15 protein-coding genes and 2 tRNA genes are annotated in these 17,682 nt (G+C 33.5%); 13 read left to right on the top strand and 4 right to left on the bottom strand.

Annotated elements, in window-relative coordinates:
- The first annotated feature begins 7 nt into the window (after positions 1–7).
- From ATZ99_RS09750 to ATZ99_RS09690, 12 genes are all read left to right on the top strand, one after another.
- A complete protein-coding gene (locus tag ATZ99_RS09750) occupies positions 8–211 on the top strand; it encodes an FmdB family zinc ribbon protein (RefSeq protein WP_068749041.1) in 204 nt (67 codons plus the stop codon).
- A 270-nt stretch (positions 212–481) separates the two neighbouring features.
- On the top strand, positions 482–1,666 hold the full coding sequence (locus ATZ99_RS09740) for a thiolase family protein (protein WP_068749039.1): 1,185 nt from the start codon (positions 482–484) through the stop codon (positions 1,664–1,666).
- A gap of 30 nt (positions 1,667–1,696) precedes the next feature.
- The gene (locus ATZ99_RS09735; RefSeq protein ID WP_068749038.1) at positions 1,697–2,554 is read left to right on the top strand and encodes a 3-hydroxyacyl-CoA dehydrogenase family protein; all 858 of its coding nucleotides are present in this window, start codon (positions 1,697–1,699) and stop codon (positions 2,552–2,554) included.
- Between the two features lie 22 nt (positions 2,555–2,576).
- On the top strand, positions 2,577–3,728 hold the full coding sequence (locus ATZ99_RS09730) for an acyl-CoA dehydrogenase family protein (protein WP_068749037.1): 1,152 nt from the start codon (positions 2,577–2,579) through the stop codon (positions 3,726–3,728).
- A 25-nt stretch (positions 3,729–3,753) separates the two neighbouring features.
- Positions 3,754–4,536 (top strand): enoyl-CoA hydratase/isomerase family protein, encoded by a 783-nt coding sequence (locus ATZ99_RS09725; protein WP_068749036.1) that lies wholly within the window; start codon positions 3,754–3,756, stop codon positions 4,534–4,536.
- Between the two features lie 11 nt (positions 4,537–4,547).
- Complete coding sequence (locus tag ATZ99_RS09720; protein WP_068749035.1) at positions 4,548–5,348, top strand: electron transfer flavoprotein subunit beta/FixA family protein; 801 nt, start codon at positions 4,548–4,550, stop codon at positions 5,346–5,348.
- Positions 5,349–5,361: 13 nt separating this feature from the next.
- Positions 5,362–6,555 (top strand): electron transfer flavoprotein subunit alpha, encoded by a 1,194-nt coding sequence (locus ATZ99_RS09715; protein WP_068749034.1) that lies wholly within the window; start codon positions 5,362–5,364, stop codon positions 6,553–6,555.
- 150 nt (positions 6,556–6,705) lie between these two features.
- Positions 6,706–8,616 carry a sigma-54-dependent Fis family transcriptional regulator gene (locus ATZ99_RS09710; protein ID WP_068749033.1) on the top strand — a complete coding sequence of 637 codons (1,911 nt, stop codon included), beginning with the start codon at positions 6,706–6,708 and terminating at the stop codon, positions 8,614–8,616.
- 44 nt (positions 8,617–8,660) lie between these two features.
- Positions 8,661–9,791 carry a DUF362 domain-containing protein gene (locus tag ATZ99_RS09705; RefSeq protein WP_068749032.1) on the top strand — a complete coding sequence of 377 codons (1,131 nt, stop codon included), beginning with the start codon at positions 8,661–8,663 and terminating at the stop codon, positions 9,789–9,791.
- 21 nt (positions 9,792–9,812) lie between these two features.
- The gene (locus ATZ99_RS09700) at positions 9,813–10,511 is read left to right on the top strand and encodes an ABC transporter ATP-binding protein (protein ID WP_068749031.1); all 699 of its coding nucleotides are present in this window, start codon (positions 9,813–9,815) and stop codon (positions 10,509–10,511) included.
- Positions 10,508–12,721 carry an ABC transporter permease gene (locus ATZ99_RS09695; RefSeq protein ID WP_068749030.1) on the top strand — a complete coding sequence of 738 codons (2,214 nt, stop codon included), beginning with the start codon at positions 10,508–10,510 and terminating at the stop codon, positions 12,719–12,721. Before ATZ99_RS09700 ends, ATZ99_RS09695 begins: the two co-directional genes overlap by 4 nt.
- Before the next feature lie 19 nt (positions 12,722–12,740).
- A complete protein-coding gene (locus tag ATZ99_RS09690) occupies positions 12,741–14,249 on the top strand; it encodes an efflux RND transporter periplasmic adaptor subunit (RefSeq protein ID WP_068749029.1) in 1,509 nt (502 codons plus the stop codon).
- 38 nt (positions 14,250–14,287) lie between these two features.
- On the opposite strand, the gene ATZ99_RS09685 is transcribed toward ATZ99_RS09690, so the two are convergent.
- The 4 genes from ATZ99_RS09685 to ATZ99_RS09670 all read right to left on the bottom strand — a co-directional run bounded on the left by ATZ99_RS09685 (position 14,288) and on the right by ATZ99_RS09670 (position 17,342).
- The gene (locus ATZ99_RS09685) at positions 14,288–14,575 is read right to left on the bottom strand and encodes a MoaD/ThiS family protein (RefSeq protein WP_068749028.1); all 288 of its coding nucleotides are present in this window, start codon (positions 14,573–14,575) and stop codon (positions 14,288–14,290) included.
- Positions 14,565–16,415 carry an aldehyde ferredoxin oxidoreductase family protein gene (locus ATZ99_RS09680; protein ID WP_222927107.1) on the bottom strand — a complete coding sequence of 617 codons (1,851 nt, stop codon included), beginning with the start codon at positions 16,413–16,415 and terminating at the stop codon, positions 14,565–14,567. The genes ATZ99_RS09685 and ATZ99_RS09680 overlap by 11 nt, the downstream gene beginning before the upstream one ends.
- A gap of 290 nt (positions 16,416–16,705) precedes the next feature.
- Positions 16,706–16,781 (bottom strand) — tRNA-Trp (locus tag ATZ99_RS09675).
- 171 nt (positions 16,782–16,952) lie between these two features.
- The gene (locus ATZ99_RS09670; RefSeq protein ID WP_083947454.1) at positions 16,953–17,342 is read right to left on the bottom strand and encodes an HIRAN domain-containing protein; all 390 of its coding nucleotides are present in this window, start codon (positions 17,340–17,342) and stop codon (positions 16,953–16,955) included.
- 261 nt (positions 17,343–17,603) lie between these two features.
- Here ATZ99_RS09670 and ATZ99_RS09665 point away from each other — a divergent pair.
- A tRNA-Asp gene (locus tag ATZ99_RS09665) sits at positions 17,604–17,681 on the top strand.
- Position 17,682: the final 1 nt, after the last annotated feature.

The raw sequence follows: 17,682 nt of genomic DNA, 5'->3' as shown, positions 1-17,682 counted from the left end.
TATCTTAATGCCAACCTATGATTTTATATGTAATCAATGTGGATTTTTATTCAGCGAATTTATAAATATTAAAGACAAAGATAAAGTAAAATGTCCTAAATGTAATGGTAGCGTTACCCAAAGATTTACAGGGTTTGTTTATACCCGAAAGGGAGACTCCGGTCAGGGAGGATGTGCCGGGAGCTGTTCTTCTTGTAGCGGATGTAAATAAGTAATATAAGATGCTGGCTATAATTTTTGTAGCCAGCTTTTTTATTTATATTTTATGTTTAATTATTGAACATAATGCTTTAAAAAATGAACAAGACTTTTTAAAATTAGTATATTTAATAAAATCAATAAGTTTAATTTTTAAACACATATCATTCAATAAAGTTAAAACAATAGTTATATATTATTTTTTCTCGATTTATCTGAGAATTATACAATGGCATAAAATTTGCTAATTTTATGAAATTAACTATTTGAAGGAGGTGTAAAAATGCGTGAAGTTGTTATACTAAGTGCTGTACGCACCGCCTGCGGAAAATTTGGCGGAAGTTTATCTGAAAAATCCCCTGTTGAATTGGGAAGTGAAGTAATTAAGGAAGCGGTGAAACGAGCAGGTATAGAAAAAAATATGGTGGAGGAAGTAATCTGGGGAAATGCATGGCAGGCCGGTGTGGGACCAAATCTCGGAAGATTAGTTGCGGTGAAAAGTGGCCTTCCGGTAGATGTTTCTGCTTTTTCTATTAACAAAAGGTGTGCTTCCGGATTAAAGGCTATAGCCTTAGCTGTCCAGGCTATAAAAGCAGGCGACGCAGACTGTATAATAGCCGGTGGTACAGAAATGGCCAGCCGTGCCCCCTATCTTTTACCTGGTGCAAGATGGGGGTATCGTTTGGGTGCCGGTGAAATACAGGATCATCTACATCAAGATGGATTCATGTGTCCCTTAGCCGGAATGATGATGGGAGCGACTGCAGAAGTATTGGTTGAAAAGTACGGTATTACAAGGAGAGAGCAGGATGAATATGCTTTTCTCAGCCATAAAAGAGCAATTGAAGCTATAGATAAAGGTAAATTTAAAGAAGAAATAATACCAATTAACATAGGAAATAAGAAAAATCCCAATTTATATTTTGAAACCGAAGAGATACCAAGAAGAGATATTTCCTTGGAGGCTTTATCCAAACTTCCACCGGTATTTAGAGAAAACGGGACAATAACTGCCGGTACAAGTTCTGCCCTGTGTGATGGAGCGGCTGCGTTAGTATTAATGGATAAAGAAAAGGCAAAAGCGCTGGGTTTGAAGCCTTTGGCTAAAATATTATCCCATGGTCAAAGAGGAATAGACCCGGTGCTAATGGGACTTGGTCCTGTTAAGGCAGTACCTATTGCTGTTGAAAAAGCCGGGCTTACTTTAAAAGATATTGATTTAATTGAATTAAATGAAGCTTTTGCAGGCCAGGTTATAGCAGTAATGAGGGAACTTGGACTTGATATAGAAAAAACCAATATATACGGCGGAGCCATTAGCCTTGGTCATCCAATAGGTGCTACCGGAGCGAAACTTTTAACCACCCTTATCCATGCGCTTAAAAATGAAAATAAGACCTTTGGAATGGTGACTTTATGCGTAGGTGGAGGACAAGGCGAAGCGATGATAATTGAAAGATTGGATTAAAAATTAAATTTTCTGAAGGGGGTTAACAAGATGGAAGTAAAAAAAATACTGGTTGTGGGAGCAGGAACTATGGGGCATGGAATTGCCCAATTAGTTGCTCAGCAGGGGTTTGAAGCGTATTTAGTGGATAGGGAAAAAGAGATAGTAGAGAAAGCTTTTTTAAAAATTAAAGAAGGTCTGATGAAGAGGGTGGAAAAAGGGAAAATTTCGAAAGAAGAAGCGGAAAAAGTTTTAGAAAAGATTACTGTGGGAACTGATATGGAAACTTTTGCCGATGCTGATTTTGTTATAGAAGCAGTCTTTGAAGATGTTGAAGTTAAGAAAAAGGTTTTTGAAAAATTGGATAAAATTTTTGAACCAGAGGTAGTTTTAGCCACTAATACTACCGCATGTTCTATAAGTGAAATAGCTACGGCAACCAGAAATAGAAAAAGGGTAATAGGAATGCATTTTTTTAATCCACCCGTAATAATGAAGCTCGTAGAAATAATTCCCGGTCTTGAAACAGACGAAACTACTGTTGAAAAAACTAAAGCTATGGCACTTATGCTGGATAAAACTCCGGTTGTTACAAAAATAGAAACACCTGCAGGAATTGTCAGCAGGGTTTTAGCCGCCCTTTTAAACGAAGCGGTTGTGGTATATTCAGAAGGAGTTGCCGATGCAAAGGATATTGATACCGCCATGAAGCTTGGTGCAAATCTTCCGATGGGTCCTCTGGAACTAATAGATATGATAGGGGTTGATATTCATCTGGCTAAAACCGAAACGCTTTACAGAGAATACGGGGATCCGCGATATCGTCCACCGTATATTCTGAAAAAGATGGTTAAAGCCGGTCATTTAGGAAGAAAAACCGGGCGTGGATTTTACATTTACGAACAATGATTTTATACGAGGAGGTATAGATATGAATTTTGATCTTACTGAAGAACAGGTAATGATAAAAAAGATGATGACGGAATTTGCAGATAAAGAAGTAGCCCCTTTTGCTTCGGAAAATGACAGGGAAGAAAAGTTCCCCTGGGATATTGTCAAGAAAATGGGAGAATTAGGAATATTCGGTACCGTTATCCCTGAAGAATATGGAGGGGGCGGATTTGATTATATTTCCCATGCTATAGTTGCGGAAGAACTGGGCAGGGTGGACTCTTCGGTAAGAGGAATTTATTCGGTCCAAATTTCCCTTGTAGCCCTTACTATACTTAAATGGGGTACAGAAGAACAAAAGAAAAAGTATTTACCTAAATTGGCAAACGGGGAAATTCTGGGATGCTTTGGCCTCACAGAGCCAAATTCCGGTAGCGATGTGGTTAGCATGCAATCCAGTGCGGTAAGAGACGGGGATTATTATATACTTAATGGAAATAAAATGTGGATAACAAATGGCGGAGTTGCCGATATAGCAATAATCTTCGCTAAAACCGATAAATCAATGGGGCATAAAGGAATTACGGCTTTTATAGTAGAAAAAGGGGTAGATGGGTTCTCATCGAAAGATATCCATAATAAACTCGGTCTTAGAGCTTCAAATACAGCGGAATTAATACTTCAGGATGTGAGGGTGCCAAAAGAAAATATTCTTGGAAACGAAGGAGATGGATTTAAGGTTGCTATGAGTGCATTAGATAATGGGAGGTATACTGTTGCAGCAGGTTGCGTAGGACTTGCGCAGGGCTGTTATGACGTTGCTAAAAAATACGCAGTGGAAAGGGTTCAATTTGGCAAACCAATTGCTGGACATCAACTGGTTCAGGAGCTTTTTGCAGACATGATTGTTGAAATAGAAGCCGGGAGGTTATTGGTATACAGAGCCGGACATTTAAAAAATAAACATCTGCCCCATACAAGAGAAGTATCAATGGCGAAACTTTTCTGCAGTGAGATGGTAAACCGCGTAGCGTATAAAGCTCTTCAGGTATTTGGTGGTTATGGTTTTTCATCGGAATTTCCAATTGAGAGGTATTACAGGGATGCAAGAATTAATACTTTATATGAAGGTACAAGTCAGATACAAAAATTAATTATAGCAAATAGAGAATTGGGTATATCTGCATTTTAAAATTTAGTACAGGGGAGGTACCCGAATGGGTGAAGTTTTATACTTATTCAATACTCAAGAAGATATCGCATACATAACTATAAACAGGCCGGAAGTTAGAAATGCCCTCAATAATAAATTGGTTGAGCAATTGCATGAACTTTTTGACCGCATTGAAGAAGATGGTAGTTTAAGAGCTGTAGTTATAACAGGGTCCGGTGATAAAGCTTTCATGGCAGGTGCGGACATAAAAGAATTGGTAGAAAGAGATGCAATTTTAGGAAGAAAGCAGACCAAAAGGCGACAAGAACTTTTTAATAGAATAGAAAATTTAGATATACCTGTGATAGCGGCAATAAATGGTGTAGCGGTAGGAGCGGGATTGGAACTTGTTCTAGCTTGTACCTTTAGAATTGCTTCTGAAAATGCAAAATTTGCTGCCTCGGAAGTAAAACTGGGTATTATACCCGGAGCAGGCGGTACTCAAAGATTAACGAACGTAATTGGAAGAACAAAAGCTTTAGAAATGATTTTACTGGGCGAAATGATAGATGCTCAAGAGGCTTTAAAATTAGGTCTTTTAAATAAAGTTGTTCCTCTTGAAAGTTTAATGATAGAAGTTAAGGAATGGACCGAGAAAATTAAGGCACTTCCAAAACTTGCTATTCAATATGCAAAAGAAGCGGTTATCAGGGGGAACAGTTTAGGAAGAGAAATGGGCTTTGCTCATGAGTCTTATCTGCATGCTCTGTCCTGTACTACTGAAGATAAAAAAGAAGGAGTGACTGCTTTTTTAGAAAAAAGAAAACCTCAATTTAAGGGCAAATAGGGGGTGTAACTTTGAGAGTCGTAGTATGTATAAAGCAGGTTCCCAGCACGGATGCAAAAGTAAAAATGGATCCGGTAAAAGGAACGCTAATCAGAGAAGGAGTGGAATCAATAATAAATCCCTTTGATGAATATGCTATTGAGGAAGGCATAAGAATAAAAGAAAAATTTGGTGCAGAAGTAATTGTAATATCTATGGGGCCACCACAGGCTAAGGAAGCATTAAAAACAGCTCTTGCGATGGGTGCAGATAAAGCAATTCTTTTGAGTGATAAAGCTTTTGCTGGTTCGGATACCCTCGCTACCAGTTACACTTTATCCCTGGCAATAAAAAAAATAAAAGATGTAGATATTGTAATTTGCGGAAAACAGGCCACGGATGGTGATACTGCTCAGGTGGGTCCGGGACTGGCCCAGAGGCTTAATTTTTCTCAAATTACTTATGTTTCGAAGATAAGACATATAAATATAGAAGATAAAGAATTAGTTGTGGAACGGCTGTTGGACAATGGAACACAAGTTGTGAGAACAAAAATGCCAGCTTTGTTAACGGTAGTAAAGGATATAAATCAACCCCGCATCCCAAATGTATTTTCAATTAAAAAAGCTGCTAAAGCGGAAATACCTGTATGGGGACCTCAAGACCTGGATGGAGAAAAAAATAAATTTGGTTTTGATGGATCTCCTACTCAGGTAATAAAAATATTCACACCTCCTCCCAGAGAAGGCGGAAAGATATTTGATAAAGATGTAAAAGAATCAGTAAAAGAACTAATAGAAATCCTCTCGACTAAAGGAATAATTAAAATATGAAGGAGGATAATAAATGGCTCTAATTGTAAAAAAAGAAAATTGCACAGGATGCGGGATTTGTGTAGAAACATGCGCTTATAAAGGAATAAGATTAGATTCAAAAGGAATTGCTGAAATTACAGAAAATTGTATTTTATGCGGTCAGTGCGTAGACTCCTGTCCTGTAGAGGCACTTTATATGGAAGAAAAAATACAGGAATCTGAAAAACAAAACTACAGAGGAATAATGGTATTTATAGAACACGAGTTAGGAAAAATACATTCTGTTTCTTTTGAGCTATTGGGAAAGGCTAAAAAGATTGCCGATGAATTAAAAGTGCCAGTCTATGCTATGGTGATAGGTGACAGCATTAACGAAATAATAAAAGAGGTAAAAAATTATGAAGTAGATGTAATTTATGCGGTAAGCGCACCATGGTTATATGATTATCAGACAAAACCTTTTATTTTAGAAGCTGAAAGTATTATAAAACATTCGAAACCCGAAATAGTATTGATAGGAGCGACGACCCTTGGCAGAGATTTTGCCGGTGCGCTGGCAACAAGGCTGGAAACGGGATTAACTGCCGATTGTACGGAACTCTCTATTGATAAAGAAAAAGGGCTGTTACTCCAAACACGTCCTGCCTTTGGTGGAAATATTATGGCCACTATAATTTGTCCTTACAAAAGACCTCAAATGGCAACCGTAAGACCCAAGGTCATGCCTATGCCTCACAAAGTGTTTGGAAAAGATTGCAGAATTATACAATTGCAACCCGTATCCGGTCCCAAAGATTTGGATTTAGAAATAGTAGATTTTTTGCCGGATACGGTTGGAAAAGTAAATATCGCTGAAGCAGATATAATTGTGTCGGGTGGTAGAGGTATGAAAGGGCCGGAGAACTTTCATATGCTTTTTGAGCTTGCAGAGCTTCTTGGAGGAGCTGTAGGAGCTTCCCGTGCTGCGGTGGACAGCGGATGGATTCCATATGCTCACCAGGTAGGCCAAACGGGAAGGACCGTCAGGCCAAAGCTCTATATTGCGTGTGGAATTTCAGGTGCTATTCAGCATCTGGCGGGGATGCAGACTTCAGAAGTAATAGTTGCTATAAATAAGGATCCTGAAGCCCCTATATTTAAAGTTGCCAATTATGGAATTGTAGGAGACCTTTTCAAGGTTGTTCCGGAAATAATTAAACAAATTAAAGAAAAGAAGGGAAAATAATTTCTAATATTTTTTAGACCGCACATTATGCGGTCTTTTTTTATGTTTTAATAATTTATAAAATAAATTTTTAGCAAAACAGGTTATTTAATAATAAAATCGAATAATTATTAAATGAAGATAAAAGTGTGTATAAAAGAGGTGAACATTTTGAAGAGCAAAATTGCGCTTATTTCACCTTATCCTGAACTGACAAATATCGCTAAAAGGATTTCGGTGGCACAAGGAGAGGATATAGATATTTATGAAGGAGTCTTAGAGGAAGGAGTAGAGATTGCCAAAAAGCTCTCAAATCAAAAGGAAGCGGATGTAATAATAAGCCGTGGAGCAACGGGTGCATTAATAAGAAAAAATATAGACATTCCTTTCGTTAGTATCGAAATAACAGATTTTGACGTCTTTTTAGCATTATATGAAGCGGCTCCTTTTTCTAATCACATTGGTTTTTTTGGATATGATTATAAAAAAGGACATTTTGATTTTGAATTATTTTCAAAAATATTAAATAAAAAAATAAGTTGTTTTTATTATAAATCAGAAAAAGAATTAAGGGAAAAACTTTATGAATCAAAAGAATCAGGTATAGACATGGCAGTAGGTACGGGAGCTTGTATAATTGAAGAAGCACAAAAATTGGGATTAAAAGGGAAACTGGTTTTTTCCAGTGCTTCATCGGTATTACAGGCAATAATTACCGCTAAAAACATCAGGGCAGTTATAGAAAAAGACAGAGGACAAAAGGAATTAATTAATACCCTCTTAGAGCATATTACGGAAGGTATAATTGCATTAGACGAAGAAAGAAAAGTAATTATGTACAATTCCGTTTCGGAAAAATTACTTAAAGCACCGAAAAAAGAAGTATTAAATAAAAAAATTTTTGATATCAATTTTAATACCCTTCAAAAAATTTATAAAGATAGTCAGTTAGCAAAAGAAGAAATCATAGAAATAGAAAACAAAAAATTACTGGTAAAAAGATCAAATATTAATATAGATAGCAAAAATATAGGTACGGTTATTACAGTACAGGATATCAGCAAAATACAGGAAGTGGAACAATCTATCAGGACAAAACTTGTTAAAAAAGGATTAATTGCCACATACAGATTTGAAGATATTTACGGAAATAGTAAAATTTTATTGGAAACTATTAACAAAGCAAAAAAATACAGCTGTACCGATTCAACAGTATTAATTTTGGGTGAAAGTGGCACGGGCAAGGAGCTTTTTGCTCAGAGTATTCACAACGAAAGTAAAAGAAGCGATGGTCCTTTTGTAGCAATAAATTGTGCTGCTTTACCTGAAAATCTTTTGGAAAGTGAACTTTTTGGTTATGAAGAAGGCGCGTTTACCGGAGCCAAGAAAGGAGGAAAAGCCGGACTTTTTGAATTGGCTCATGGAGGCACTCTGTTTTTGGATGAAATAGGAGACCTATCTTTAAATTTGCAGGCTCAACTTTTAAGAGTATTACAGGAGAAAAAAGTAATGCGCTTGGGGGGACATCAATTAATTCCTGTTGATGTAAGGATTATCGCTGCCACTAATACCGATTTAAAAAATAAGATCGAAGAAGGTAAATTTAGAAGGGATTTATATTATAGATTAAATATTTTGACATTGACTATTCCACCTCTAAGAGAAAGAAAGGAAGATATTGAGGTATTATGTATAAATTTTATCAAAGAATTTAATGAACTATACGGTAAAAAAATTTCTCCGCAGCTGGAAGATAAGATTTATAAATTACTTTTTGATTACCATTGGCCCGGGAACGTGAGAGAATTAAAAAATATAATTGAGAAATGTGTAATATTATGCGAAGACCAAAAAATTTCTTATAGTTTAATTTCGTCACTGCTTAATGAAACCGGGTTAATTCAAAATAATGATTTAAATGACAGGCAAAAAATTATAGTAAATATTGGAACGCTGGAAGAAATGGAAAAACAAATATTTAAAGAAATATTTTTAAAATATAATAATAAAAAAGAAGTAGCCAGGGTTTTAGGAGTAAGTAGAACCACTTTATGGAAAAAAATGAAAGAATATGAAAAATAAAGTAATATTATAATATCAAATCAAAGAAAAAGGAAGTGATTTGTTTGTCAACAGTAGTAATTCTAAAATGTGAAGATTATAATCCAGAATTAATTTGTGAAAAATTACAATACGCCTTAAAAATGATAGATTTTAGGCCTGAAAATTATAAAAAACTCTTATTAAAACCAAATCTTCTAATGAGTAAAAAACCTGAAGAAGCTACAACTACACATCCAGCAGTAGTTGAAGGCCTTATAAATATTTTAAAAAAAGAAAATATTGATTTGATAGTAGCTGACAGTCCGGGGGGACCTTATAATGTAAAAAGGCTTAATGCTGTATATGAAAAGACCGGGATAAAAGACGTATGTGAAAAAACCGGAACTCCGTTAAACTATAATACAAGTTCAATAGAAATTGAACTCAAAGGGGAAAGTAAGATAAAAGCCTTACCTGTTATTTATCCTTATAAAGAATGCGATGGTGTTGTATCTCTTGCAAAACTAAAAACTCATGGTATGGCAGTGTATACAGGAGCTGTTAAAAATTTGTACGGAATGATTCCCGGAGGCTATAAGGTGGAATTACATTTCAGGATTAGAGAAATAGAAAGGTTTATGGATCTTCTTTTAGATATGTACGAAACAATTAATCCTTTATTATCTATAATTGATGGGGTTATTGCAATGGAGGGAGATGGTCCTTCACAGGGGACTGGGAGAAAATTAGGTATTCTTATTATTTCCGATGATGCTTTAGCTGCAGATTATGCTGCATCCAGGATAATCAATTTGAGTAAAAACGATTTTCCGCTTATTAAGAGAGCTATAGAAAGGGGATTGTTTAAAGAAGAAAGTATAAGATTTGTTGGAGATAGTATAGATTCGGTTAAAGTTAACGATTTTAAGATTCCATTAAAAAAAGACATGACCTTCATTAGAGGAATTCTTCCGAGATTTTTGGAAATTTATTTAAAAGAGATAATGACGCCAAAACCCTATGTCGTTTTAAATCAATGCAAGGGGTGTTCTGAGTGCTATTTAACATGTCCTCCCAAGGCTATTTGTATAGAAGATAAAAAGGCTAAAATCGATTATAAAAAATGTATTAAATGTTTCTGCTGTCATGAGCTTTGTCCTTATCAAGCCATAAAGATAAGAAGAAATTTCATATATGAAAAATTGCTTAAATGATAGGGATGAAAGGAGAGCAAAATGTCTATCAAAGTATGCAACTTAAAAAAACGTTATATGATAGGAAAAAATGAAATTTTTGCATTGAATAATGTAAGTTTTGAAATAAACAAAGGTTCTTTTGCCGTAATATTAGGACCTTCAGGCTCCGGTAAATCAACCCTTTTGAATATTCTGGGTGGCATCGATAAGGCTGATGAAGGTAAAATAATCATTGATGACGAAGAGATAACAAAGTATTCTGATGAAAAATTAACAGAATATAGAAGGAACTACGTAGGTTTTATTTTTCAATTTTACAATCTGGTAAATACTTTAAATGTCTACGAAAATGTATGTTCGACTGCAGTTCTTTCTAAAAATTCATTAGACGTGGAAGAAATTTTAGATGTGATTGGACTAAAAGCTCATAAGAGGAAATTTCCCTATGAACTATCGGGGGGAGAACAACAAAGAGTGGCAATTGCCAGGGCAATAGTTAAAAACCCCAAAATGATTTTGTGTGATGAACCTACGGGAGCATTAGATTACGAAAATGCAAAAAATATTCTTTCGATTTTAAGGAATATTAACCAAAAATACAACACGACGGTGTTTTTAGTGACTCACAATGTGGCGATTTCGAAAATGGCTGATGTCATTATTAGATTGAGAAGCGGGGAAATAATAGATTACATATTAAATGAGGCACCTCTGAAAGCGGAGGAGGTTGAGTGGTGATAATTTACAGGATCCCCATTAGAATAATCTTAAGAAACAAAGGTCAATTTATGGGAATTTTTATTATGATGTTATTGGCAACGATGACCTATTCCCTTCTTTCAATATCCATGTTTAACATTGAAAACAATTACAAGCTTTTTACAACTAAATATGTTCAGGAAGATGCTCATTTTATTACTTTAGAACCAATAAATGAAAAAAAATTTGAAGAAAAATATGGATTAAAGCTTGAAGAAAGAAAAGTATCTGAAATAGAAATGGAGGGAAAAACGCTAAGAATATTTTCTCCTCCAAAAGAAATAAATAAATGTTATGCTATTGCAGGAAAGGATTATCCTGATAAACGGAAGATATTACTGGACACTTTATTTGCTCAAGCAAATAATATTAAAATCGGAGACGAATATATTGTTGGAAGCAGAAATTTCAGGGTTGCCGGATTTATCAGTTTACCCGATTATATTTACATTATAAGATATGATCAGGATTTAATGAATAATTCCCAAAAATTTGGAATAGGGATTTTGAATGATAGCGATTTGGCACATTTTGAGCAATTATCTTATCATTATTATGTTGTTAAAAATTTATATACAAATATTGATGAGATAAAAGAGGATTTAAAAAAATATAGTTTAATAAATTTTGTTGAAAAAAATAAAAATCCCCGTATAGTTTATACGGAAATGAAGGTTAATAGCACAAAAAGTATCATTGCTCCGATAACTTTATTCATTACTTTTATTTCTTCTTTTTTACTTTTTATTGTTTTATTAAGGATAATTAATTCTATGCAGGTAGAAATTGGAACTTTATATGCCATTGGTTATAAAAAGATGGAGATTTTTAAAACATTTATGATTATCCCCGTAATTTTATGGGTTACAGGTTCATTGGTAGGATTATCTTTAGGTTATACTATTTCCCTTCCTTTTATTGACCTTTACAAAACTTATTTTAATATACCAATAATATATAATGTCGTTCCGATTAGAGAAATTATATTTTCAATTTTGCTTCCCGGGGTATTTGTTATTTTTTCCAGCATATTAGGGATTTTAAAACTTTTAAAAAAAGAGCCTGTTGAATTAATAAGAGGAGACGATAATGAAAAGGTATTTAAATTTATTGATTTTCCTTTGCTGGATAGATTCAACTTTATAAATAAAATAATGATAAAATATGGATTAATAAGAATAAGTCGTGAATTAGTAATGATTACAGGGATAGCTTTCGCAGCATTTCTGCTTATTTATGGGTTCACAGCAGAAAGGGAGATTAGGGGAATTGTTGAAAACACTTTTAACAGAGCTTTTAATTATAATTACATGTATATATTCAATGAAACATTAAGAGGTGAAAAATACCGCGAAGCGGAAAGATTTAACGTTATCTACTTAACCGATGAAAAAAATAGCAATGTAATTATTTACGGTATAGAAAGTAATTCAAAAATGATAAAATTAACAAATTTGAAAGGAGAAAATGCAGATATTTCAGGATTAGTTATAACTAAACCCCTTGCAATAAAATTGGGTGTAAAAATCGGTGATAAAGTAGCACTTAAAAATAATGTTGACGATAAAATTTTTATGTTAACAATAAGCGATATTGTTGATATAAACCTGGGTAATTACGGGTATATGCGGCTTGTTGATTTCAATCAAACCTTTGATTATCCTGAAGGTTCTTATAGAGGAATATTTTCGAAAGTAGCCTATGATATTAAAAAAAGTATTTTATTTTTAGAACAGGATAAAAGTTATATAATTGAGTCCTTTAAAAATACAATAGAACCTATGAGAAAAATGTTAAGTTTAATCGGGGGAATTTCTTCTATATTATCGTTAGCGATAACTTATGTTTTTTCAAATTTAATTATTAATGAAAACAGGAAAAATATTGCTATTTTTAAGGTATTGGGCTATTACGATAGGGAAATTTCCAAAATAATTTTGGGTTCAAACAGATTTTCTTTCTTTGTAGGTATATTATTGGGTATTCCCCTTTTTAATATTCTTTCGAATTTATTAATATCAAATGCTGCAAAACAAGCAGATTTTTACATTGAATTTAAGGCTGACTTTTTTGGTATTTTATTGTCCTATTTAATATTAATAATTATTTATATGTTTTCGCAAAAATTATCTATAAATAAAATTTATTCTATATCTATGTCTCAGATTCTCAAAGAAAAAATAGATTAAAATGTTTGGGGGTTAATTTATGAAATTCAAAAAAAACTATTTTATTTATGTGGCCATTTTATTATTAATCCTTTTGGGAATAGTTTACAATTTGATAACAAAAAGTACTAACGTAGTTCAAAGCAATATTTATGTAGTGTCAAAAGGTAACCTTGATGTTATTGTGAAGGAAGAAGGAACTGTAAATGCAAAAGATATTGCATTTATTTATCCGGAAATAAACGGAATTGTTAAAAAAATTTATAAAAATGAAAATAATTTTGTGCAAAAAGGAGAAAAATTATTGGAATTAACTAACGAGGAAATAGAAGTAAATTTTAAAAAAGCAGAATTAAATTTAAAAGAGCAGGAAATCTACTTAGATGAAATAACTTCATCGGAAGAAAAGTATATAATAAAAGCCCCAAATGACGGTTATATTGAAGAAATTTATGTAGATGTAGGGGATAAAATTAATACAGGAGCAACTTTGGCAAAAATTAGTATAAACCCAGATAAAACATATGTAAAAGCTCCTTTCAATGGAGAACAAATTAAAAATATTAAATCAGGGCAAGAGGCAGAGGTATTTTTTACAGATTCTTTCTTTAAAATTAAAGGAAAGGTTAAAGAAATAAACAAAAAAGGAGAAATAAAAGAAAACGGAGCGATATTTTATTATATTACTGTAGAAATAGATGGGAACTATTTTAGTGATAATAAAGATCCTAATGCGATAATAAAAGTAAAGACAGTTAAAGGTGTGGAAGAAAGTGTTCAAGCTGGTTTAATAATGGAGCCAGAGAAAAAGGATATTGTTTCAGAGGTAAATGGTTATGTGTCGAAAATAAATTTTATTAAAGGTTCTAAAGTAAAAAAGGGGGAAGCAATATTTGTTGTAAATGATGACAATATTATAAAAGATAAAGAAAAAGCTCTAATTTCTTATAAAAAAGCCTTTTTAGAATATCAATTAAGAAAAAGTCAATCAGAAAAACTCATAATAGATTCGCCAATTAATGGAAAAATAGTTGAAATAAATGTAAAGGAAGGAGATAATATTACACAAAATCTATTTGCAACTAAACCAATTGCAGTGATAGCCGACTATTCTGAATTTAAAATTATTGTTCCTTTTGATGAAATAGATGCTGTAAAAATAAAACAGGGTATGCCGGCAAATATAACGTTTGATTCTTTGCCAGGGACAATTTGCAAAGGTATAGTGGAAAAGGTAGCTGATATCGGTAAAAAAAATAATGATGTTACTACTTACGATGTTACAATTTTAATTGAAAAAAATAATGATGTGAAACCAGGGATGAATGCAAATGTAGAAATAATAACTGATAGAAGAGAAGGTATTTTGATAGTTCCGCTTTCTGCTATAGTAAAAAAAGAGAATAAATTTTATGTAAATGTGATTGATGAAAAAAATAATAAAACATCCCTTCGGGAAATACAAATAGGAATTAAAAATGGTGAATTTGTCGAAGTTATAAATGGACTGAAAGAGGGAGAAAAAATAACTGTAAAATCAAATATATAAAAAACATGGGCAGGAATTTCTAATCCTGCCCATGTTTTTTAGCCCCCAAACAAAGCTGGAAAGAAAACTACTGTGAATTCATCGCCCAATAAAGCATTAATTCCGCCCAATCGCTCGTATTCCTGACCGTTAATTAGTATTCTTATGCCTTTATTATCTTCAATATAATTTTTAAAAGAAAAATGATATTCTTGCTCTAATAAGGTTAGTAAATCAGATAATTTAACTCCTTTTTTAGTAGTGATTTCTTTTTGACGGGTGCCTGTTAAGTTACGCAAATCTCCAAAAAACATTACATTAACTTTAATATATTCATTATTTTCCATATTCTAAGGCAAAATCTAACCCGAGTTGCTTTAATTTATCTTTTGTTGGCACACCCGTCTCGAGGTCCCATCCTCTTACTTTATAGTAATCTTTTAGTAAATCGTCCTGTTCGAATACTTGACCTGAAGCCGGGCCTGAAGGAAGAGGTTCACTAATAAGGCGTGATGGGAAACTATCATCTTTCTTACCGAAACCTTCTCTAACATTAAAAATTCTTTCTAAGTTGTATATTCGTTCCCCAACTAACCAGATGTATTCGGGGTCATCAAAATCTTTAATTCCAGTAATCGTTGATACTAATTTACCATATACTTCGGCGTTTATCATACCCATTGAAGGAGGAAAACTACATAATATTCCTGTTTCTAAAAATGCTGTTAAATCCTGATTAAATTTTGTTATTTCTCCTTTTCCTTCCACTGCAAAACGATCTACTGGTCTCGGAATCGGAACGTTAAAAATTTCCTGAGGAGCATATCCGGAATTATGATCCGCCCCTATATTGGAAGTTAATAAGTTAAGACCATGAGATTTTGCACCACGAGGATCATATGCAGGTAATTCCAATCCTTTAACTTGGATAGCATATTTTTCTGCTCCCTTACCAATTTTCTTTGCTGCTTCCCGGGTACCATCTGCTAAAATATCTCCAAAACCTTCTCTATATGCGATTTGTTTTATTAGTTTTACCAGAGGTTCGTCATTACCATATACTAATTCTAAACCACCGGTATCATCTTTTGATATTATACCTTTTTCATAAAGCTCATAGGCAAAGCCGATAGAACTTCCAGTAGAAATCGTGTCAAGACCAAGGTCATCACATAGTTTATCGAGTGCTATTGTTAAACCGACATCCGGAAGTGATATTGTTCCGGTAAAAGCCCAAATTGATTCGTATTCAGGACCTTCGCTCCATGCTCCTTTATATTTCCCATAATTGACTTTAGAAAGATTACCGCAGTGCAACATACAGCTGTGGCATCCGGTTTTACGAACGCGATATTTATCAAATTCCTCTCCCTCAATGTTTTCCCAGCCTTGAATAACACCTTCTCTAAAGTTTTTGGTAGGGAACATTCCTAACAGATTTGTAAATTCTGCAATTTGTGTCCCTCGGGCTTTAAATCCTTCAAAAGCTGGATTTGATTTATACATTTGAATTTGTGCTTTAACAGCTTCCGAGAAACCTTCCGGATCGGCTATTTCAACTTTTTCATGACCTCTTATGGCAATTGCTTTAAGATTTTTAGAGCCCATAACCGCTCCACCGCCACCTCTTGCTGCAGCGCGGCGGTCACTGAAAATTCCTGATATTTTTACTTTATTTTCACCTGCTGGGCCTATACATGCTATTCTAATTCTTGGATCGCCTAATTCTTCTCTTATTAAAGTATGGGTGTCATCGCAATCTAAACCCATCAAGTAGGATGCATCCCTAAACTCACATTTTCCATCATGAATCCAAAGGTATACCGGTTTGTCAGAAACACCCTCTATAATAATGATGTCAAATCCTGCGAACTTCATTTCAGCTGCCAAATATCCTCCACCGGACGATTTAAAGTATGTACCGGTTAGCGGAGATTTAAAAAATACCTTCCAGCGGCCAAAAGATTGTGCGTTTGTTCCTGCTAAAGGGCCAGCAACAAAAATTAATTTATTTTGTTCACTCATTGGATCAATACCCGGCCTAAGCTCGTCATATAGAATTTTTATTGCAAATCCGCGACCACCGATGAAATCTAAGATCATTTTTTCGTTTAATGGTTCAATTGAATAAGTATAGTTAGAAAGATTTACCCTCAATATTCTATTTTTATATCCGCCCAATTTCACAATAACACCTCCAAATAATTTATTGAAGATAAAAAATATATCCCCCCTTTACCCATAAATATACATGTATTAAATACAAAAATAATAAAAAAATACGTACTTTATAAAAAATTATAGAAAATTAAACAACCAATGTCAACTATAAGCTTGATTATTAAATATATGAAATTTAAGGGCGAAATGAAAAAATTAAACAACCGATTTTAGGTTTTTGTATCCTAAAACCGGTTGTTTAATCGATGATCAGTAAGTATTAATGTTAATTTTTATTAATTTATATAAAAATAAAATGGCAGGGGAGACAGGACTCGAACCCGCAACCAACGGTTTTGGAGACCGCTACTCTACCAATTGAGCTACTCCCCTGCAAATAGCATTTGTTTAATTTTATGAGCATTATTATTATACAAAATCATTAACGAAGTGTCAATGAAAAATAATTTTTTTGTTAATGCCCCACAGTTTCGTTCTATTACTCTTTGAGAATAAAAAATAATAATTATTTATACTCCATACGTAATATGAGTATTGAGAATATTAATTTAGATCCATAGGAAATTCGCGTTTTTTATCGAAAGGAGGGTTAATTTTAGAGATCATTGTGAATTTTATATTAAAATTTGCGCGTTTTCTTTCAAAAAGTTCAATAATTGCACAATTTTTTGTTACAAATCTAATTATTCCTTTAGTTTTTTTATGAAAAGTATCATAAATTCTTCCAGCACTGAAACATCCTTTAGGGACCGTGTTTATACTATTAGCAATATATCCTATTTTACCTAAGGGGTAGACCGTTACTTTGATTGCTTCCGTATCGTAATCATTGTTAGGCTCTTTTTCAAGGGTTACAATCATTCCTGGCTTAAGTACTCTATACCCGAAATAATTTTCACAACCGACCAATGCAACAAATCGTTTTCGGACCATTTTACCCCCTCCTCTGACAATAAATTGTTCTATAATTCTATTATATAATAAACCAAAGGTCAATAGAATTCTTTATGGAGCTTTTTGCTTTGTACTATTTGCATTTTTAATAAATTTATAATCTAACTCTACATGTCAAATGCTTAAATGGGGTTATTATTTTATCTAATTCGTGAAAAAGGCAATTGAGATTTTAGGGTACTTTACTTTTGAAATAAAATTATATATAATAATTTTATCAGCAATGACTTATTAAATAATGGCCCAGTAGTTCAGCAGGTTTAGAACGCCAGCCTGTCACGCTGGAGGTCGAGGGTTCGAGCCCCTTCTGGGTCGCCAT

The organism is Thermovenabulum gondwanense (assembly GCF_001601575.1).
Lineage (GTDB): Bacteria > Bacillota > Thermosediminibacteria > Thermosediminibacterales > Thermosediminibacteraceae > Thermovenabulum > Thermovenabulum gondwanense.
This window is presented reverse-complemented; position numbering and strand designations above follow the sequence as displayed.